A 19538-nucleotide genomic window follows, 5' to 3' on the forward strand; every position below is an offset into this window, starting at 1 on the left:
AAAACATCAATAATAAATAAATTACTATTTAAAAAAAAGCCATATTATTACAAGAAATTGTATAATATGGCTTTTATTTTAGCAATAAAAACTAAAAACAGCTTCTTTTTTTTATCAAATTCACAATAAACACCCCTAATTAATAACATTTTAGCTGCAAAAAACTCATTGGTAATTCTTAAATTTGCCATACTTCAAAATAAATTATTAACGATTATGGTACGTATTTTAATCAATACTGCCTTAAAACAACTAATATATGAGCAAAACTGCTAAAATCATGTACACTAAAACGGATGAAGCACCAGCGTTGGCTACTCGTTCGTTTTTACCTATTGTAAAAGCTTTTACAAAATCGTCTAATATTGAAATAGAAACAAAAGATATTTCTCTTGCAGGACGTATTCTTGCTAATTTTTCTGATTTTTTAACTAAAGAGCAACAAGTAGAAGACGCTTTGGCTTTTTTAGGAGACTTAGCTAAAAAACCAGAAGCAAACATTATTAAATTACCTAACATTTCTGCTTCGGTACCACAATTAAAAGCCGCAATTAAAGAGTTGCAAACTTTAGGGTACGCTTTACCAGATTATCCTGAAGAAGCAAATACTGATGATGAAAAAGCAATTTTAGCTCGTTATAATAAAGTAAAAGGATCGGCTGTGAATCCTGTTTTACGTGAAGGTAACTCCGATCGTAGAGCACCAAAAGCAGTAAAAAATTACGCAAAAAAAAATCCACATTCAATGGGAGCTTGGAGCTCTACTTCTGAAACTCACGTTGCAACCATGACAGCTGGAGATTTTGCACATACTGAAAAATCTGTTACTTTAAGTAATGCTACCGATGTAAAAATTGTACACACAGACGCTAACGGAACAACTACTGTTTTAAAAGAAAAAGTTTCTTTATTAAATGGTGAAATTATCGATGCTTCGGTAATGAATAAAAAAGCTTTATTAGCTTTCTTAGCTGAACAAGTTGCAGATACTAAAGAAAAAGGATTGTTATTTTCTTTACACATGAAAGCAACCATGATGAAGGTATCTGACCCAATTATTTTTGGTCATGCTGTACGTGTTTTCTTTAAAGATTTATTTGCGAAACATAGCGATACTTTTAATGAAATTGGTGTTGATGTAAATAACGGATTCGGAAACTTACTAAGTAATCTTGAAGAATTATCTGCCGATAAAAAAGCAGAAATTTTAACCGATATTGAAACAATATATGCTAATAATCCTGATGTTGCCATGGTTGATTCTGACAAAGGAATAACCAATTTACACGTTCCTTCGGATGTAATTATTGATGCTTCAATGCCAGCAATGATTCGTACTTCTGGGCAAATGTGGAACAAAGCAGGTAAACAACAAGATACCAAAGCGGTAATTCCTGACAGCTCTTACGCTTCTCTTTATCAAACTACGATAGATTTTTGTAAAGAAAACGGAGCTTTTGACCCAACTACTATGGGAACCGTTCCTAATGTAGGTTTAATGGCTCAAAAAGCTGAAGAATACGGATCACACGATAAAACTTTTGAAATTACTTCAAACGGAACAGTTGATGTAATTGATGCAAACGGAACTACTTTACTATCCCACGAAGTGGAAACTGGTGATATTTGGAGAATGTGCCAAACAAAAGATGCTCCAATTGAAGATTGGGTAAAATTAGCTGTTACTAGAGCTAGAGCAACAAAAGCACCTGCTGTATTTTGGTTAGACGAAAACAGAGCACATGATGCTGAAGTAATTAAAAAAGTAGAAAAATATTTACCAAATCACGATACTAATGGTTTAGATATTTTTATAATGTCTGTACCTCAAGCAACTTCTTTTACTTTAGAAAGAGTTAAACAAGGTGAAGAAACTATTTCGGTAACAGGAAATGTACTACGTGATTATTTAACTGATTTATTTCCTATTTTAGAGTTAGGAACATCAGCAAAAATGTTATCAATCGTTCCATTAATGAATGGTGGTGGTTTATTTGAAACTGGTGCTGGTGGATCTGCTCCTAAGCACGTACAACAATTAGTAGAAGAAAATCACTTACGTTGGGATTCTTTAGGTGAATTTTTAGCCTTGGCGGTTTCATTAGAGCATTTAGGAGAAACTAACAACAATGCTAAAGCAAAAGTTTTAGCTGAAGCATTAGATGATGCAACTGATAAATTGTTAGAAAACAAAAAAGGACCTTCAAGAAGAACTGGAGAGTTAGATAACAGAGGATCTCATTTTTATTTAGCAACCTATTGGGCACAAGCCTTAGCTAATCAAAATAAAGATGCTGATTTAAAAGCGCAATTTACTCCTATTGCAGAAAAAATGACAGCTAATGAAACTACTATTGTCAACGAATTAAACTCAGCACAAGGTAAGGCTGTAAACATTGGTGGTTACTATGAACCAACTGATGAATTAGCTGATGCTATTATGAAATCGAGCAATACATTAAATACTATTTTACAAAGTATTTAATTTTATCATTATAACGTAAAAAAGCAGGTAATTAAAATTACCTGCTTTTTTACGTTATAAAATATTATAATTACTAAATTTGAACTATGGATTTTATTAAAACTACTGAGCAGTCTTCAAAATACAATCATTTAGAAAAAATGACTGTTACTGATTTATTATCAAACATAAATAACGAGGATAAAACAGTTCCTTTAGCTGTTGAAAAAGCATTGCCACAAATTGAAAAACTTACTACTCAAATAGTAACAAAATTAAAAAAAGGTGGACGATTGTTTTATATCGGTGCTGGTACAAGCGGTCGTTTAGGTATTTTAGATGCTAGTGAATGCCCTCCTACTTTTGGTGTTCCGCATGAATTAGTTGTTGGGCTTATTGCAGGCGGAGATATAGCTATTAGAAAAGCTGTTGAAAATGCAGAAGATTCAACAAAACAAGGTTGGCTTGATTTACAAGAGCACAACATTTCATCTAAAGATGTAGTAGTTGGTATTGCTGCATCAGGCACAACACCTTATGTAATTACTGCTTTAAATGAATGCAATAAAAACGATATTATTACCGGTTGTATTACTTGCAATCAAAAAAGCCCTTTAGCACTAACAGCTCAATTTCCTATCGAAGTAGTCGTTGGACCTGAGTTTGTAACTGGTAGCTCTCGTATGAAAGCCGGAACTGCTCAAAAATTAGTTTTAAACATGCTATCTACCGCTACAATGATTCAACTAGGTAAAGTAAAAGGTAATAAAATGGTTGATATGCAACTATCTAATAATAAGTTGGTAAAAAGAGGAGAAAAAATGTTAGTTTCTGAATTAAACATCGACCAAGTAACTGCAAGTAAATTATTAAAAAAGTACGGAAATGTTCGTGATGTTATAAAAAACCATACCAATGCCTAAACAAATAACTTTTGATAAAATTGTAAAAAAATTTTTAATCCTTTTGGGTTTATTAATTACATCTCCAATAATAGTAAGCATCGGGTTTAAAGCTTTAAAAATTTACACCGAAAACCCTAAAAAATATATTGCCTATGCGATATTAGGTATTGGTATTTTTTTACTCTTATACACTGTTTACTTCGGATTTAAAACAATAAAAGCATTTTTAGATAATTTATTTCAAAAATAATTTGAGAAAAAATACCACCCTAAAAAAACTTATAAACTGGGAGCATTGGCCTTCTTATATGTTTTACATTCCTAACTTACCCTATGCATTTTATTTGGCTATAAAAGCGAAACACCTGTCTTTTTACACAGCCACAAACCCTTGTATTAAAAATTCTGGAATCGGCACCGAATCTAAGTTCGAAACAACCATGCTCATTCCTGAAAAATATCGCCCTAAAACTATATTAATAAAACCTAATACGGAGTATAATAAAATAATTACAGCTATTAATGAGCAACAAATTCAATTTCCTTTAATAGCAAAACCAGACATTGGTTTTAGAGGCCTGTTAGTACAAAAAGTACATACCGAAACTGAGTTACAAACCTACTTTAAAAAGTATGGAATGATAGCCATCATTATTCAAGAATTTTTAAATTATGAAAATGAATGTGGCGTTTTATATTTTCGGTATCCAGAAAACAAAACTGGAAACATTACCTCTTTAACCCTGAAAAAATTTTTAGCCGTTACTGGCGACGGAAAAAGCACTTTAAAAGAATTAATTTTAAATGATGAAAGGGCAAAATTATATATAGAATTATTTACCGAAATTCATCAAAATAAATTAAATACAGTTCCCTATAAAGATAAAGTTGTAAAACTTACTGCTATAGGAAATCACTCAAAAGGAACTCAATTTATTAACGGAAACCATTTAATTAGTAAAACATTAATTAAAACTTTTGACACACTTAATAAAAAAATTCCTGGTTGGTATTATGGACGAATTGACTTAAAATACAATTCTTTTTCTTCTTTAGAAAATGGTACAGATTTTAAAATTATAGAAATCAATGGTATTTTGGCAGAGCCAACCCACATATACGATGCAAAAAAATTCACTTATTTTCAAGCATTAAAAACAATAAGGACGCACTGGAAAAGTATCTATAAAATAGCAACTGTAAATAATAAAAAACTTAACATTCCTTATAAAAACACAAAACACTTTTCTGTAGAAATTTTACAATTAAAAAAACACCTATCACACATAAAAAAAACATCTTAAAGTTTATTTATAAGTGACTTAAATATAAAAGAGGTGTCCAACTATTATAACGATTATTATTTATAAGTTAAAAAAAATGATTACTTTTGCCGCTTTAATTTCCCATATAGTATGAAAATAAAACTATTATTTATACTTATTTTCTTAATTAAAACCTCTCTTTTCTCTCAAGTAAAGATAGGCGATAATCCTTCTGTGATCCATTCTAGTTCCATTTTAGAATTAGAAAGTACGGACAAAGCCATAGTTATTAGTCGTATGTCAAACACTCAAATGAGTGCAATTGCACCACTAAAGGGTGCGTTAGTATATAATACTGATGAGGATTGTGTTTTTATGTATGATGGAACTTCTTGGAAAAGTTTATGTAAAAATAATTCATCAGGTAGAGGTATTAATGTCACGACAAGTTCAACAGCTCCAACAGGTAATAATTTAGGTGACTTTTGGATTAATGATACCTTAAACACCACAAGTATTTGGGATGGAAATAACTGGATTGCTATTGATAATAACCCTAGAAGAGGTAATGGTATACCTAACAACACAACAATTACTGATGCATTAGCTGGGGACGTATATGTTGATACTACAACAGGGGTAATTTATGCATATGACGGAACAGATTGGGTAAATTCAAATACAGCTCCTAATGCTAATAACGGTCTTTTAATTGATGCTACTAATACCATACAATTAGGCGGAGTATTAATAAAACCTACAACTATACAAACAGATACTACAAATACCTTGGCTATTAATGGCTTAGAAAACGGAGACACTACTCAAGATGCTATTGTTACCGTAAATAATGCTACCGGGCAATTACGAAAAATAGATCCTTCAGATTTATTACGAGAAGAAGTTACTAAAATTATAGCAATTGATAACCAACAAACTTTCTCTGGATTAACAATTTATTCAAACGATAAAATTAACGTATACAGAAACGGTGTTCGTATCGATTTTACGGTAATCAACACAACAACAATAGAAATAGAACCTGATGCAACATGTTATGCAGGTGACGAAATAAGAATAATACAACTTTATTAATATCAAAAATCCCTATTACAAATTTTTAAATAATCAATTTATGAAAACAATTACAAACAAATTTAAATTCGCATTAGTTGCCGTAGGTATCTTAGCAATCGGTACTGTTAATGCACAAACAACTGATCCTACAACGCTTACAAAGGATACAGACCCTACTAAAACAGTAAAATTAATAGATAATAAAGGTACTATTAAATACTTACAATCTAATAACGGTATTACTCAAATAACATCTACAGCACCAGGTAATAGAACTACTACAACTTGGCAATTAGGTGGTACTTTAACTGCTGACACAGATATTAATACTGGTGCTCAGGAATTTAAAGTAACAATTGATGGTGCTGCTGGTGGTACGTTTGTTATTGATGGAATTCAAGAAGAAACAGGTAGTGCTGCAACCGCTATGGGTGGTACAGGTTATACCTTACTTGTAAGAGATGAGACCACAGGACAGGTTAAAAACTTATTAGCTACTGATTTAATTCAAAGTGGACAAGAAAGATTTGTTGCTACAGATGGTCAAACAGCTTTCGCTTTAACAGGTGTTACTGATTTACCTTCTTTTAGCCAAGTTTATGTATATAGAAATGGTGCAAAATTAATTGCAGGTGCTGCTGCTGGTGTTGGAGTAGATTATACTGCTGCTGCTGGTACAGTTACTTTAGACTTTGCAGATGAAGTAGACCCTAATGATTGGACGGTTTATGCTGGTGATATTATCGAGGTTCACTTTGTAAAATAATATTTAAATATAATTAAAGTATTGGTACTGATAAAATCGGTACCAATACTTTAAAATAATTTTGATTTACTCTCTAAATATATTCAAAATTAAAACACCCCATTAAAAACTAATCTTTATCTAATTTCAAAATTATTAGCAACTACAATTATTAACACATAGTTAAGTCCTTTATAATAAGAATGATACAATATAAAAAACATATATTAATATTAATTTTTGCATTAATTTTATTTTCTAATAAAATTAATGCTCAACAAGTTAGAGTAATTGACAATAAAGGAACCATACAAACAGTTAATAACAATTTAGTAACAACAAGTCCTACTTTTCCTTCTAATCCTGTAGAAGGAGACATATGGTTTGACACAACAAATAGTCTTATAAGAATTTTTGACCCTAGTTTACCTTTACCTATTACAAATCAATGGCCTACCATTACATCTACTGCTGCATCAAGTAATATATATACTACTGATGGTACATTAGATGCTAATCGATTTGTAAATGGAGGAACAAACAACTTAAGATTTTCTAATTTAGGTAGATTTGATATAGATAATGCTAATTACATAAACTTAGAATCAACTGGTTTTTTTGATATTAAGGCAATAAGTGGAATTAACTTACGTAACAGTAATACAATTGTTCACGAAAACCTATCTGTCAAAAAAAGTTATATAGATAGTAGTGGTGATGTTGGTACAAATGGTCAAATACTATCATCTACAGCAACAGGTACTGATTGGATAGACAATGCTGCATTAAGCAATTGGCTTACTACTGGTAACACAGGCACAACAGCTGCTAACTTTCTTGGAACTATTGATGATGTTAAAATGCAAATACGTTCAAACAACCTTCCTATATTAGAATTTGGTAGAAGAGGAACTTTAGGTTTAGATCAATCCTATCCTGATTATACAGATGTAAATCAGCCATTAGTATATCTTAGGGGTAATAATAACATATCAGCACTACAATTTGCTGCATCTGGTGCTAGCTTTTACAAACCAATGTTTTACACAACAAGTAATGGTAGCTTTAGACTTAAAGGTAGTTCTGGAGCAACAGACTTGTTTGAAATTGGATCTGCTGGCCCTAACAATCAAGGACGCTTAGAGTTTACTATTGGTGATGATGGTAACGAACCTATAATATTTAAACGTTATTATTACAGTCCACAAATTTATAGAGAGTTTTTTAGAGTACAAGGAAATACAACTGGAAGAAATGCAAAAACAAGGTTTGGTATTAACATTAATCAACAGGAAATACCTGTTACAAATGATATAAACGCAAACTATAATACTGGTAATTTTGATATCGCTAATTCTACTTTACAAATTAAAGGGTCTGTATCTAAATCTATCTTAACTACAACCAATAACCTAACACTTAATGAAGATCATTACTCTATAATTATTAATGGTAATCACGCAATTACACTACCTAGTGCTTCTACTTGCGAAGGAAGAGAATATATACTTAAAAACATCACTAGTAATAACATTAACATTTCTAATTATCGTAATTTATCAAATATTAATGCAAATTCAATAGGCAGTAACACAATTTTAAAGTTACAAAGTAATGGTTCTATATGGCACCAAATGAACAACTCAAACACAACTAGTTCTGGTGGAGGTTCATCTACATTAACTTATATCGATAAATACAACAATACAAACTCAACAATAAGAATCAATGACTTTAATTTAAATGGTACATTAGTCCCTTTAAATTCTGTTAGAATTTTTAACGGACCTATAAATAACAGAAATAATAACCAGGTACAAATTACAGAAACTGGGCTATATGAAGTTACATATACTGTTTCATTAAGAAAAGAAAATGGAAATGATTTCAATAGCTTAAACAATAACTCTCTAGAAGTAGTTGTTTGTCAAAATAATAACCCAATAGCTAATACAGGTAGTATAATTACTCTTATAGGAAACACAAATCAAAGATATGTAAGTGCTTCAAGAACTGTTTTGTTAAATCTTACAGCCTTTCAAAGTTATGGTATAAAAATCAGAGAAAAAAACATAAATAATTCTGGAGATGTTGTTATTGATGCTAATGCTACTGGCATGACAATTAGAAAAATCAATTAAAATACAATAAACCAATTAATTGTAGAATTTTTTAATTTTCAACAAGTACTATGAAGTTATTTTTTATCTCGTTATATTTTTTATTTACTTCTTTTTTTATATTTTCTCAAACTGCTTTCCAAAATTTTGGTAATGTACAATTACATACTGATGCCAAAATAGGTTTTCATACCGATGTAATAAATGATGGATTGTTAGATAATTATACAGGTTTTGCTGGCTTTTATGCTGATACTGAAACTCGCATTATTTCTGGTGCAAACCGTATTACTTTTTTTGATGTAGAAATTGACGCTGTAAATAATTTAGAACTTAAAAATTCATTAGGCGTAAGAAACGATTTAGATTTTATAAATGGTACCGTAATTACGCCAAGAAATAATCCTAATATTTCATTAGATTTTATAGATTACAACATCTATGCAGGTGAAGATGATATAAGACATGTTGATGGCTATTCATCTGTACAAGGAAACGGAAGTGATAACTTTACTTTTCCTATTGGAGATGGTGTTCTTTTTCGCCCAATGAAAATCGACAATCAAAGCAATTACAACCTTTATAAAGGTGCTTATTTTTATGAAGACCCAAATGCTCCAAGCACTTTTCCTACAAACTTTTTAACCGACCAAAAACAAGTATTACTTGAAAACATTAGTAACACTGAATATTGGGATTTAAACGGAACTAAAGAAACAAGAATTACTTTAACCTGGGATAACAGAAGTGATATTGCTGCCATTGCTGATAAAATTTCGTTGTTAACAGTGGTTGGTTGGAATATTGCAGAAAACCAATGGAAAAATTTAAGTGTTTTAAATGTTACAGGTAATTTAAACAACGGAGAAATTACATCGGCAGTATTTATACCTGATGATTACGAAATAATAACCATAGGTACTATTTTTGATGATGAAATTGTTCCTGAGGACACCAATAATATACTAATTTCTCCTAACGGCGATAGTAAAAATGAGTTTTTAGTTTTCGATGAAATTGCAGAACATGCAAATAACAAATTAGTGATTTATAATCGATGGGGAAATATCGTCTATCAAGCAGAAAATTATAAGAACGATTGGAATGGTACTTCTGAAGGAAGAGCTACTTACAAAAAAGAAACCAAACTTCCTGAAGCTACCTATTTTTATTATTTAGAACTTGGTGATTCTCCAAATAATTATAGAAAATTAAAAAAAGGTTGGGTATATATTCATAGATAATACCTCTACTCTACTAGTACTTTTTTAGGAGTTGTCGGATTATACCCAAAATCAGCATCTGGTAAATCAATTCCTAGCTGATGTATGATAAAGCCAATACTAGCAAAATGATGTATTGCATGGCTATGCGCTTGTGCTAAAGCACCACCTAGGGTATAATTTGTAGTTACTACCCCGCTGCCTAAATCATCACTAACAGCTACGATCAAGTCAAAATCTGTACTTTTTAAAGTATGTAATTGCCTAAGTATATCGTTAAAATATGCGATTCCAAATTTCGTTTGTTCTTCCGCTAATTGATTTCTTTCTCTATCTGAAAAATTTATCTTTCTTTTATTAAAACCTTTTAAAATACAAGCAAAAACATCTAACACATGGCGCATATTAGCTCCTATGCTCGAATAATATGGTGCTATTGATTTATCATTATACTGAGCATCAGAAATATGAGTTAACAATTTAATTCCTCGTTGTAAGTTTTCATCAATAACATCAATCATTCGTTAATCTGTAAGTTTAAGAGTAAGTCGTATAAATATAAAGTTTTTTACGGGTAAATATAAATTATTCCACTAAAAACAAATAAACCATTAAAATACAACTAATTAAATCAATATAAAATATTAAAAAATAATAGATAAATAAGGAAGTTAATTTTTGGCACGTTCTTTGAAAATTATATTTCAAATGCGGTAGCCGAAAAGCAAATAGAGTAAGCATAACCCTAAATTTATCAATTATGAAAAAAGGGATACTTTTATTATTAGCAATAATGTCGTTAGCCACTATAAGCGCTAAAGACAAAAATAAATCAACTAGTAAAATTGGGGTTACAAATCGTTATAACGATGCTGTTACCTTTGTTGAAAGAAATGTAGAATTTCATATTTTTTTAAACGGAGACTTTGATTTTAACACTCATTATAAAAACACTCGTTACGCGGATTATTACGGACGACGTGTAAAAACTAATAGAGGCGTACGTATTGAACGAGATTATAAAGGGAGAGTGAGACGTATTGGTAATACTTTTATTAATTATGATGCTAGAGGCAATGTAAAACGAATAGGTAATGTATATATTGATTACAAATTTGGAAGACTAGCTAAAGTTGGTCATTTAAAGGTTAAATATGACCGTTGGAACAACCCAAGATTTTACGGTTCGGTAAAATATAATGATTATTATGAAGATTGTGTTTATGACAATGATATAAATATAGATGTTAACATCGGGCGAGTATTTAACTATAACGATGCTTATTTTTATAAAAGAGATTTTAGAAATAAGTACCGTAAATACAAAGAAGATAATAAATTCTTTTATTACAGATCTAAACCAAATGCTAAAACAGGAAAGCGTGGTAAAATTTTAAAAAGACGTAAAAATAAAAACTATTATAAAAAAATAACATCTGAACAAAAAGGGAAATCTAGGAGAAATAGATAAATAAAATATACCTAATTTTTAGTCAAGTTAACTGTATAGGTTTTTAAAAAAGATATGTATTATTCTTTTAAAAACCTATACAGTTATTTGTTTATTTTTTAGGCATCATTATCAGATTCAAAATCTTTCTTAACTCTTTTACTTCCTTCATACAATTCGTATTTTACAAAACGACAATCTAAATCTGCATTTTTAAGTGGTATACGTTTAGAAGTACGCAAGCCTACATTTTTTAAAGCTTGTATATCAGATGTAATCAACCAAGCTGTAGAACCATGATAATTATGCTTTAAAGTGTCACCTATCTTTGTATAAAACTCATTTACATCTATATTTAAACGCTCACCATAAGGCGGATTAAATAAAATGGTAGTTTTACCAAATACTTCTTTTTTAGAATTGAAAAAATTAACGTGATGTACACCTATAAACTCATCTAAATTTGCATTTACAATGTTTTGTTTTGCTTTACTAACTGCCGATGGAGCTTTATCAAACCCCATTATTTTAAAATGTGAACTTGTAATTTTTTTTAATAAAGCATCTTGAATTACATAATATAAATCTTCATCATAATCTTTCCAATTTTCAAAAGCAAAATGCTTACGATTAATATTTGCCGGTATATTATTAGCAATCATTGCTGCTTCAATTAATATGGTTCCAGAACCACACATCGGATCAATAAAGTTTTCTTCTCCTTTATATCCTGATAACATTACCAAACCAGCCGCTAAAACCTCATTAATCGGTGCAATATTGGTAGCACTTCTATACCCCCTTTTATGCAATGAATCTCCAGAAGAATCTAACGAAATAGTTAACCATTCTTTATGAATATGAATGTGAATTTTAACATCAGGGTATTTTAAATCTACATTCGGACGCTTTTTATACTTATGCATAAAATAATCAGCAATAGCATCCTTTGATTTTAAACTAATGTAATGTGAATTTGTTGTAAAATTTTTCGAATTAACTACAGCACCAATGGCAAAAGTTCCATCAACATCTATATATTTATCCCATTTAACACGCTGTATTGCTTCGTATAAATCTTCTTCATCAAAAATTTTACTCTTTTTAATTGGTTTTAAAATACGAATAGCTGTACGTAAAGCAATATTTGCCTTATACATAAACCCTGTATCTCCTTTAAAAGATACATTACGTATTCCTTCTTTAACGTCTTGAGCACCAAGTTTTCTTAATTCATCTACTAATACTCTCTCTAAACCTGCCATAGTAATAGCAGTCATTTTAAAATCTTTCTCCATGTAACTGTAAAATTTCATTGCAAAAATACAGTTAATTTTGGGTAGATGTTAATCTTTTCTTGTTTCAATATAAAAAACGTAAGATTTATGTATTTTTGCAGACTTTATAATTATGAAAACAACAGACTGGTTTACTTCGTGGTTCGATACCTCATATTATCATACATTATACAAACATAGAAATGATGCTGATGCTCAGTTTTTTATGCGAAATATAACTTCGTTTTTAAAATTACCTCAAGCTAGTTTTATTGCTGATTTACCTTGTGGTAAAGGTAGGCACTCAGTGTATTTAAACTCTTTAGGTTATAAAGTTACTGGAGGAGATTTAAGTAATAATAGTATTCAACATGCTAAAAAATTTGAAAACGACACATTAAACTTTGAAGTTTGGGACATGCGTGACCCATTAGAAAACAAATATGATGCTATTTTTAACTTATTTACAAGCTTTGGTTATTTTGATGACGACAATGAAGATATTGCTATTTTAAAAAGTATAAAAAACGGCTTGAATGAAAATGGCGTATTTGTTTTAGATTTTTTAAATGTTGAAAAAGTAAAAGCTACTTTAGTTACAGAGGAAGTAAAAACAATAGACGGTATTGAATTTCATATTAAAAGAGAAATTAAAAATGGGTTTATTTTAAAACATATCTCTTTTATTGCTGATGAAAAAAATCATACATATACTGAACAGGTAAAGTTTTTAACTTTAGATAAAATGCAAACGTATTTTAAAGAATCTAATTTAAAAATAAAACATGTTTTTGGTGATTATGGTTTAAATAATTTTGATAAGAACACATCTGATAGATTAATTTTAATTGCTGAATGAGTTATATTTTATTAATAATAGCTGTTTTAATAGGTTCTTTATTTGTTTTAGTTTTAAAACCAAATAATAAGTTTGTACGTTTATTATTAGCCTTTAGTGGGGCTTATTTACTATCAGTTACTATTTTACATTTACTACCCGAAGTTTATACACATGCCCAAAACACAAAACAACTCGGAATATTAATTTTAGTGGGAATTATTATTCAGTCTGTTTTAGAATCATTTTCTAAGGGAGCTGAACATGGGCATATTCATTCACATACTAATAATCCAAAATTTCCTTGGTTATTGTTTGTAAGTTTATGTATCCATGCTTTTTCAGAAGGTTTGCCAATACACCATGCTGGCGACAATCTATTGTGGGCTATTATTGTTCATAAAATTCCGATTGCCATAGTTTTAACCACCTTTTTACTACAAACAGATTATAGTAAAAAGACTATCATTTTATTTTTAAGTATTTTCGCTTTAATGAGTCCCTTAGGCGTATTAATTTCTGATAAAGTTACTTTTTTTAACCAATTTCATACAGAAATAACAGCATTAATTGTTGGAGTATTTCTTCATATCTCAACAATTATTCTTTTTGAAAGTTCTGAAAATCATAAATTTAACTTTAAAAAATTCACTGCTATTCTTTTAGGTATTCTTTTAACTATTTTTACACTCTAAATCTCCTCTCTGTTTACCAAATCGATAGAAAAAGCAGGTAAACAAACCGCTAAATATTCACAAGGTTCGTTAAAAGGGTTTGAATATTGAATTCGAACACCTTTTTCTATTTTAATAGATTCTCCTGCTTCTAAAACAATCACCTCTCCATCAATATTAAATTGTTTTTTTCCTTTTATAATATAGGTGTATTCTTCAAAATCTGGCTTCTGAAAAGGCTCACTCCACCCTATTGGTGCAACCATGTGTGCAATGCTTACTTTTGAGTTTTTATCAGTTGCATTACCAAAATGTTCTTCAATTAATTTTCCATCTGTGGTTGGAACTACAAACGGCTCTTTTTGTATGGTATATTTTTTCATATTATCTAAAATAAAGAAACCGAAACAGTTGTTTCGGTTTCTTGGTTTCTTCTAGTTAAACCAAATAGTCAATGATTTTATTTTTGCTAAATCAGGAATTTGTTCTTTTGTTACTTTCTGAGTACTAAATTCTTTTAACCCTAAATCTTCTTTATCAATAGATACTGTTGCATTTAAATCATCTATAAATAAAGTTGCTGATAAAAAAGACGATTCTACTTTACTAATCGTATTATTTGCATTTATTTCTTGAAATAATGAATTGATATTTAATCCTGTTTTGGTTTTAAAACGTTCATCAAAAATTTCGATACTTTTTATAGTTGACGTAGAATCTAATTGTTCTTTTGGTACAATTGTTAGCAAGTGTTTTCCTCCATTTTCATAAATTAAATATTTATCATCATCCTGAAAATAATTACTTCCTTTTGCCCCTTCACTTAAAATTTTTACAACAGAATCATTTTTAAAAATTCCGTCTATTTCTTGCATGGTTGTTTTAGTTGTTATTGCACCTATTTTACCTTTCGAAATATCATATTTACTGTTTCCGCATTGTATAAATACAACTGATATTAGGGCTATTATTAGAGGTTTAATTAAGTTTTTCATTTTTTATTGTTGGTTTATTTTTATTAAAACGTTTATTTATATTATTTGTTTTACTTTAATACTTTTTTTAGGATACCAAACACACTACGAATAAAAGTAGCACTTGTTAATACTTTTATTATCGGATTTTGTCGGGTACTTCTACTTCTTGTTGAAGAAGATCTTCCACTAATTTTTTCCTTTTCTTTTTGGCGTTCTTCAGCGGTATTTTCTTTATTTATTTTGGCTATTTTTTCGTTTAATAACTCATAGGCACTTTCTCTATCAATAGTGTTATTATATTTAGGTATTAATCTCGAATTATCTAAAACTTGTTTAATTTCTTTCTCCGTTAATACATCCATCCTACTCATAGGAGCTCGCAACATGGTTCTTACTAATGGAGTTGGAATTCCTTTTTCATTTAATACTGAAACTAAAGCCTCTCCTATTCCTAATTGTGTTAAAACCTCTTTGGTATCGTAATATACAGAATCTGGATAATTTTCAGCAGCTAATTTAATCGCTTTTCTATCTTTTGCTGTAAAGGCACGCAAAGCATGTTGAATTTTCATTCCTAATTGTGCCAATACATCTTCTGGTACGTCTTTAGGATTTTGTGTTACAAAGTACAATCCAACACCTTTTGAGCGAATTAATTTTACAATACTTTCTATTTGATTTAACAATGCTTTTGATGCTTCATCAAATACTAAGTGAGCTTCATCAATAAAAATAATTAATTCAGGTTGCTCACTATCACCTTGCTCTGGAAATGTTTCATAAATTTCAGCCAATAATTGTAGCATAAAAGTTGAAAATAATTTTGGCTTATCTTGAATATCAGTTAATCGTAATACTGATATTACCCCCCTTCCATTCTCATCAACGCGTGTTAAATCATCAACTTCAAATGATTTTTCTCCAAAAAACAAATCACCAACTTGCTGCTCTATCGCTATAATTTTTCTAAGGATAGCTCCGGTACTAGCCGTTGAAATTCGCCCGTATTCAGATTGAATTTCTTCTTTTCCTTCATTAGTAATAAATTGAAGAATTTTTTTAAAATCTTTTAAATCTAATAAAGGTAATTTATGATCATCACAATATTTAAACATTATTGCCACAATACCCGATTGTGTTTCGGTTAAATCTAAAATTCGCGATAATAAAACTGGCCCAAATTCAGACACAGTTGCTCTTAAACGTACTCCATCTTGTTCAGAAATTGATAAAATTTCTATTGGAAATTTCGTCGCATTAAAAGGAATACCTATCTTTTCATGGCGTTGATCAATTTTAGCATGTCCTGGACTAGGTTGTGCCAACCCACTTAAATCTCCCTTAACATCCATCAACAATACAGGTATTCCTTTTTCTGACATGTTTTCAGCCAATACCTGCAAAGTTTTTGTTTTACCTGTACCGGTAGCTCCTGCTATTAATCCGTGTCGGTTTAAGGTTTTTAACGGGATATTAACCAACGCATTAGTTACCGTTTCTTCGCCAAGCATCCCAGCTCCTAAAGTGATAAAATCTCCTTTGCTTTTATAACCTTCGTTTATATAATTAAAAAACGTTTCGTTTTTACTCATTATTACGATTCTTTTTATTGATAAAACACGTAAAAGTAACAAAAATCATTCATAAAATTTTAATCTTACCTATCTTTGCACTCTTATGTTGAAAAAAGAAGTACAAGAGTTAATTAATAAAGGAGAAATGCTTCCGTTAATGGAAGAGTTTTATACCATTCAAGGAGAAGGATCTCATACAGGAACGGCTGCTTATTTTATTAGAATTGGTGGTTGTGATGTAGGATGCCATTGGTGTGATGTTAAAGAAAGTTGGGATGCTAATTTACACCCACCAACCAACACAGATGTTATTATTACCAATGCTAAAAAGTGGGCTAAAACCGTTGTTATAACTGGTGGTGAACCTTTAATGTGGAGTTTAGATTATATTACGAATCAACTACAAGATAAAGGTATGAAAACCCATATTGAAACCTCTGGAGCGTATCCATTTTCTGGGAAATGGGATTGGTTTTGTTTATCTCCTAAAAAAACAAAATTACCTACTAAAGAGTGTTATAAGGAAGCAGATGAGTTAAAAATGATTATTCATAATAAAAGTGATTTTGAATTTGCTGAAGAACAAGCGGAAAAAGTTGGTAAAAAATGTCAACTTTTTTTACAACCTGAATGGAGTAAAAAAGAAAAAATGACACCTTTAATTGTAGATTATGTAATGAAAAATCCGAAATGGCGAGTTTCTTTACAAACACACAAATATTTAAATATTCCATAATAAAAAAGCAACCTAGTTAGGTTGCTTTTTTATTATTTATAATTTATCACAAAACTATTGATTCATTTTATTAATTGTTTTTATCAACAATTTTTTTAGCTCAATTGTTTGCTTACTTTTTGAATACTTCTTTTTTAATTCAGGGTAAGGTTCAAGAATTTTTAAAATATTTTTTTTATCTAATTGATATACTAAACCTGTATCTGTATCGAGTACAATCCCTCTAACTTTATTTGATACAGCTGCTCCAATAAGTCCAAAAGCAACAGCTGATGATGGGTCGGAAACTCTATCTTCAAAATAAAGATATTTACCTGTTAATAATGATTTAACAAAATGAGAGTCATAACTATATCGTAAAGCACTCATGTAAATATGCGTCCCATCTGAGATAAATGTTATTCGCTTATTAATTTTTTTGCTATCATTACTTTGTATTTTAAATTTAGGATATTTTTTATTTTTTTTTGCTATAAGCCGATAATTATCTTCTAAAAAAGGATTGTTTGCTACTAATTGAGAAAAACTAGTATAAAGTCCTTTTTTTATTTTTTTAGAAAAATCAAACTTTTTGTTAGTTTCTAATACTATTAATTCTCCTTTTTTATTTTCCCAATCACTTTCAGAAAAAGCTTTTAAACTTTCTTTTATTCCCTTTAAAATACGTGTTCCATGTTTTTTAGTAACATCCATTCCTCCACTTTCAACTTCAGATGCTGTGTACCAAAGTGAATACAATTTACCTTCATTTCTTTTTGCTAACTCAAATCGGAATCTAAAAATTCCTTTTTCAGATAATGCACTAGTTCTTTCTGAAACATTAAATTCATGGATAATTAATGTGAGTGGTTCACTTTCTTTTTCTTTTATAAGAATGTTATTTATTTTTTCTTTTAAATATATTTGAATACTATCAGGTAAAACCGCTGAAACACGTTTATTAAACAATCCTTTTTGAGCAAATCCTATATTTATTTTAATTAACCGATTATCAATAATTTCTGAAACATAAAATTTACTAACCGCTATATTTTCTTCAACTTTTAACTCTACTATATGAGGTTTACTTTGTGCGTTAATATTTAATGTAAAAATTATTATAAGTAAAAAAGGTAGAAAAATTTTCATATTATTTATAGAAATAAGAATTATTAATTATAGCTAAGTTATAAAACAACTATTATTTAAAAGCAAAAAACTCACCCAAAAGGTGAGTTTTTTTTATAAAAATATCATATTTACTATTCTTTATACACTCCCATATTAGCGTATTTATCCATACGTTGGGCTATTAAATCAGTAGTATTTAAATCTTTAATTTCATCAAAGGCTTTTACAATTTGCTCTTGTACTGCATTAAAAGCTCCTTCTCTGTTAGCATGAGCTCCTCCGTTTGGCTCTTCAATAATTCCGTCGATTAATTTTAATCGTTTCATATCATCCCCTGTAAGCTTTAAAGCTTCGGCAGCTTGCTCTTTGTACTCCCAACTACGCCATAAAATAGAGGAACATGATTCTGGTGAAATTACTGTATACCAAGTATTTTCCATCATATATACTTTATCACCTACTCCAATACCAATAGCACCTCCTGAAGCTCCTTCACCAATAACTATTGATATAATTGGTGTTTTTAAACGTGTCATTTCAAGTATATTACGTGCAATTGCTTCACCTTGTCCACGTTCTTCAGCTTCTAAACCTGGGTATGCTCCTGGGGTATCTACTAATGTTACTACAGGAATACCAAATTTTTCTGCCATTTTCATTAAACGTAATGCTTTACGGTATCCTTCTGGATTCGCCATTCCAAAATTACGATACTGACGTGTTTTGGTATTATAACCTTTTTGTTGACCAATAAACATAAATGATTGATCTCCTATTTTACCTAAACCTCCAATCATAGCCTTATCATCTTTTACATTACGATCGCCGTGTAATTCCATAAAGGTATCACCACAAATTGCGTTAATATAATCTAAAGTATAAGGTCTGTTTGGATGACGTGATAATTGTACACGTTGCCAAGGGGTTAAGTTTTTGTATATATCTTTTTTTGCTTTTTCTAGCTTTTTTTCAATCTTCTTACAGGTTTCTGTAACGTCAACATCACTTTCTTTTCCTATATCAAAACACTTTACCAATTGATCTTCTAGTTCTTTTATTGGCAATTCAAAATCTAAATATTCCATTATATAGTTTGATTTTAT

19 protein-coding genes are annotated in these 19538 nt (G+C 29.9%); 12 read left to right on the forward strand and 7 right to left on the reverse strand.

What is annotated here, in order from left to right:
* Positions 1-259 precede the first annotated feature (259 nt).
* The 8 genes from Q4586_RS10510 to Q4586_RS10545 all read left to right on the forward strand — a co-directional run bounded on the left by Q4586_RS10510 (position 260) and on the right by Q4586_RS10545 (position 9820).
* Positions 260-2485, forward strand: coding sequence for an NADP-dependent isocitrate dehydrogenase (locus tag Q4586_RS10510; protein WP_303528879.1), 2226 nt, complete (start codon positions 260-262; stop codon positions 2483-2485).
* A gap of 86 nt (positions 2486-2571) precedes the next feature.
* On the forward strand, positions 2572-3387 hold the full coding sequence (murQ, locus tag Q4586_RS10515) for an N-acetylmuramic acid 6-phosphate etherase (protein WP_303528881.1): 816 nt from the start codon (positions 2572-2574) through the stop codon (positions 3385-3387).
* Complete coding sequence (locus Q4586_RS10520) at positions 3380-3619, forward strand: DUF6095 family protein (protein ID WP_260585388.1); 240 nt, start codon at positions 3380-3382, stop codon at positions 3617-3619. Before murQ ends, Q4586_RS10520 begins: the two co-directional genes overlap by 8 nt.
* 1 nt (position 3620) lies before the next feature.
* Positions 3621-4673: an ATP-grasp domain-containing protein gene (locus Q4586_RS10525; protein WP_303528882.1), complete on the forward strand. Its 1053-nt coding sequence runs from the start codon at positions 3621-3623 to the stop codon at positions 4671-4673.
* A 111-nt stretch (positions 4674-4784) separates the two neighbouring features.
* On the forward strand, positions 4785-5729 hold the full coding sequence (locus tag Q4586_RS10530; protein WP_303528883.1) for a phage tail-like protein: 945 nt from the start codon (positions 4785-4787) through the stop codon (positions 5727-5729).
* Positions 5730-5769: 40 nt separating this feature from the next.
* A complete protein-coding gene (locus tag Q4586_RS10535) occupies positions 5770-6477 on the forward strand; it encodes a hypothetical protein (protein ID WP_068704925.1) in 708 nt (235 codons plus the stop codon).
* A 182-nt stretch (positions 6478-6659) separates the two neighbouring features.
* Positions 6660-8597: a hypothetical protein gene (locus Q4586_RS10540; RefSeq protein WP_068704923.1), complete on the forward strand. Its 1938-nt coding sequence runs from the start codon at positions 6660-6662 to the stop codon at positions 8595-8597.
* A 50-nt stretch (positions 8598-8647) separates the two neighbouring features.
* Positions 8648-9820 (forward strand): T9SS type B sorting domain-containing protein, encoded by a 1173-nt coding sequence (locus tag Q4586_RS10545; RefSeq protein ID WP_068704921.1) that lies wholly within the window; start codon positions 8648-8650, stop codon positions 9818-9820.
* Positions 9821-9825: 5 nt separating this feature from the next.
* On the opposite strand, the gene Q4586_RS10550 is transcribed toward Q4586_RS10545, so the two are convergent.
* Positions 9826-10320: a DinB family protein gene (locus tag Q4586_RS10550; RefSeq protein ID WP_303528885.1), complete on the reverse strand. Its 495-nt coding sequence runs from the start codon at positions 10318-10320 to the stop codon at positions 9826-9828.
* Positions 10321-10559: 239 nt separating this feature from the next.
* Here Q4586_RS10550 and Q4586_RS10555 point away from each other — a divergent pair, with 239 nt between their 5' ends.
* Entirely contained in the window at positions 10560-11270 is a 711-nt protein-coding gene (locus Q4586_RS10555) for a hypothetical protein (protein ID WP_303528887.1), read from the forward strand.
* A 98-nt stretch (positions 11271-11368) separates the two neighbouring features.
* Here the strand turns inward: Q4586_RS10555 and Q4586_RS10560 are convergent, their stop codons facing one another.
* Positions 11369-12547, reverse strand: a complete 1179-nt coding sequence (locus Q4586_RS10560; RefSeq protein WP_303528889.1) for a THUMP domain-containing class I SAM-dependent RNA methyltransferase — start codon at positions 12545-12547, stop codon at positions 11369-11371.
* Between the two features lie 112 nt (positions 12548-12659).
* Here Q4586_RS10560 and Q4586_RS10565 point away from each other — a divergent pair, with 112 nt between their 5' ends.
* Both Q4586_RS10565 and Q4586_RS10570 read left to right on the forward strand, forming a co-directional pair.
* On the forward strand, positions 12660-13385 hold the full coding sequence (locus Q4586_RS10565) for a class I SAM-dependent methyltransferase (protein WP_068704913.1): 726 nt from the start codon (positions 12660-12662) through the stop codon (positions 13383-13385).
* Positions 13382-14059, forward strand: a complete 678-nt coding sequence (locus tag Q4586_RS10570) for a ZIP family metal transporter (RefSeq protein WP_068704911.1) — start codon at positions 13382-13384, stop codon at positions 14057-14059. Before Q4586_RS10565 ends, Q4586_RS10570 begins: the two co-directional genes overlap by 4 nt.
* Here Q4586_RS10570 and Q4586_RS10575 read toward each other — a convergent pair.
* Genes Q4586_RS10575 through Q4586_RS10585 form a run of 3 tightly spaced genes read right to left on the reverse strand, consistent with a single transcriptional unit; the run spans position 14056 to position 16607 of the window.
* On the reverse strand, positions 14056-14421 hold the full coding sequence (locus Q4586_RS10575; RefSeq protein ID WP_068704910.1) for a cupin domain-containing protein: 366 nt from the start codon (positions 14419-14421) through the stop codon (positions 14056-14058). The two genes, Q4586_RS10570 and Q4586_RS10575, sit on opposite strands and share 4 nt — an antisense overlap.
* 51 nt (positions 14422-14472) lie before the next feature.
* On the reverse strand, positions 14473-15033 hold the full coding sequence (locus Q4586_RS10580) for a hypothetical protein (protein WP_068704908.1): 561 nt from the start codon (positions 15031-15033) through the stop codon (positions 14473-14475).
* Between the two features lie 50 nt (positions 15034-15083).
* A complete protein-coding gene (locus tag Q4586_RS10585; RefSeq protein WP_303528892.1) occupies positions 15084-16607 on the reverse strand; it encodes a helicase HerA-like domain-containing protein in 1524 nt (507 codons plus the stop codon).
* Between the two features lie 85 nt (positions 16608-16692).
* Here Q4586_RS10585 and Q4586_RS10590 point away from each other — a divergent pair, with 85 nt between their 5' ends.
* Complete coding sequence (locus Q4586_RS10590) at positions 16693-17325, forward strand: 7-carboxy-7-deazaguanine synthase QueE (protein ID WP_068704905.1); 633 nt, start codon at positions 16693-16695, stop codon at positions 17323-17325.
* Between the two features lie 54 nt (positions 17326-17379).
* Here Q4586_RS10590 and Q4586_RS10595 read toward each other — a convergent pair whose 3' ends face one another.
* Together Q4586_RS10595 and Q4586_RS10600 are read right to left on the reverse strand one after the other, a co-directional pair.
* Entirely contained in the window at positions 17380-18453 is a 1074-nt protein-coding gene (locus tag Q4586_RS10595) for a DUF6563 family protein (RefSeq protein WP_303528894.1), read from the reverse strand.
* A gap of 113 nt (positions 18454-18566) precedes the next feature.
* Positions 18567-19520: an acetyl-CoA carboxylase carboxyltransferase subunit alpha gene (locus Q4586_RS10600; RefSeq protein WP_303528895.1), complete on the reverse strand. Its 954-nt coding sequence runs from the start codon at positions 19518-19520 to the stop codon at positions 18567-18569.
* Between the last annotated feature and the right edge of the window lie 18 nt (positions 19521-19538).

The organism is Tenacibaculum soleae (assembly GCF_030549005.1).
In the GTDB taxonomy this organism is placed as follows: Bacteria; Bacteroidota; Bacteroidia; order Flavobacteriales; family Flavobacteriaceae; genus Polaribacter; species Polaribacter soleae.

Bases quoted from the DNA above. Each gene is read 5' to 3' on its own strand.
- Q4586_RS10510 (WP_303528879.1), top strand. From the start codon at position 260: ATGAGCAAAACTGCTAAAATCATGTACACTAAAACGGATGAAGCACCA.
- murQ (WP_303528881.1), top strand. From the start codon at position 2,572: ATGGATTTTATTAAAACTACTGAGCAGTCTTCAAAATACAATCATTTA.
- Q4586_RS10520 (WP_260585388.1), top strand. From the start codon at position 3,380: ATGCCTAAACAAATAACTTTTGATAAAATTGTAAAAAAATTTTTAATC.
- Q4586_RS10530 (WP_303528883.1), top strand. From the start codon at position 4,785: ATGAAAATAAAACTATTATTTATACTTATTTTCTTAATTAAAACCTCT.
- Q4586_RS10535 (WP_068704925.1), top strand. From the start codon at position 5,770: ATGAAAACAATTACAAACAAATTTAAATTCGCATTAGTTGCCGTAGGT.
- Q4586_RS10540 (WP_068704923.1), top strand. From the start codon at position 6,660: ATGATACAATATAAAAAACATATATTAATATTAATTTTTGCATTAATT.
- Q4586_RS10545 (WP_068704921.1), top strand. From the start codon at position 8,648: ATGAAGTTATTTTTTATCTCGTTATATTTTTTATTTACTTCTTTTTTT.
- Q4586_RS10550 (WP_303528885.1), bottom strand. From the start codon at position 10,320: ATGATTGATGTTATTGATGAAAACTTACAACGAGGAATTAAATTGTTA.
- Q4586_RS10555 (WP_303528887.1), top strand. From the start codon at position 10,560: ATGAAAAAAGGGATACTTTTATTATTAGCAATAATGTCGTTAGCCACT.
- Q4586_RS10560 (WP_303528889.1), bottom strand. From the start codon at position 12,547: ATGGAGAAAGATTTTAAAATGACTGCTATTACTATGGCAGGTTTAGAG.
- Q4586_RS10565 (WP_068704913.1), top strand. From the start codon at position 12,660: ATGAAAACAACAGACTGGTTTACTTCGTGGTTCGATACCTCATATTAT.
- Q4586_RS10570 (WP_068704911.1), top strand. From the start codon at position 13,382: ATGAGTTATATTTTATTAATAATAGCTGTTTTAATAGGTTCTTTATTT.
- Q4586_RS10575 (WP_068704910.1), bottom strand. From the start codon at position 14,421: ATGAAAAAATATACCATACAAAAAGAGCCGTTTGTAGTTCCAACCACA.
- Q4586_RS10580 (WP_068704908.1), bottom strand. From the start codon at position 15,033: ATGAAAAACTTAATTAAACCTCTAATAATAGCCCTAATATCAGTTGTA.
- Q4586_RS10585 (WP_303528892.1), bottom strand. From the start codon at position 16,607: ATGAGTAAAAACGAAACGTTTTTTAATTATATAAACGAAGGTTATAAA.
- Q4586_RS10590 (WP_068704905.1), top strand. From the start codon at position 16,693: ATGTTGAAAAAAGAAGTACAAGAGTTAATTAATAAAGGAGAAATGCTT.
- Q4586_RS10595 (WP_303528894.1), bottom strand. From the start codon at position 18,453: ATGAAAATTTTTCTACCTTTTTTACTTATAATAATTTTTACATTAAAT.
- Q4586_RS10600 (WP_303528895.1), bottom strand. From the start codon at position 19,520: ATGGAATATTTAGATTTTGAATTGCCAATAAAAGAACTAGAAGATCAA.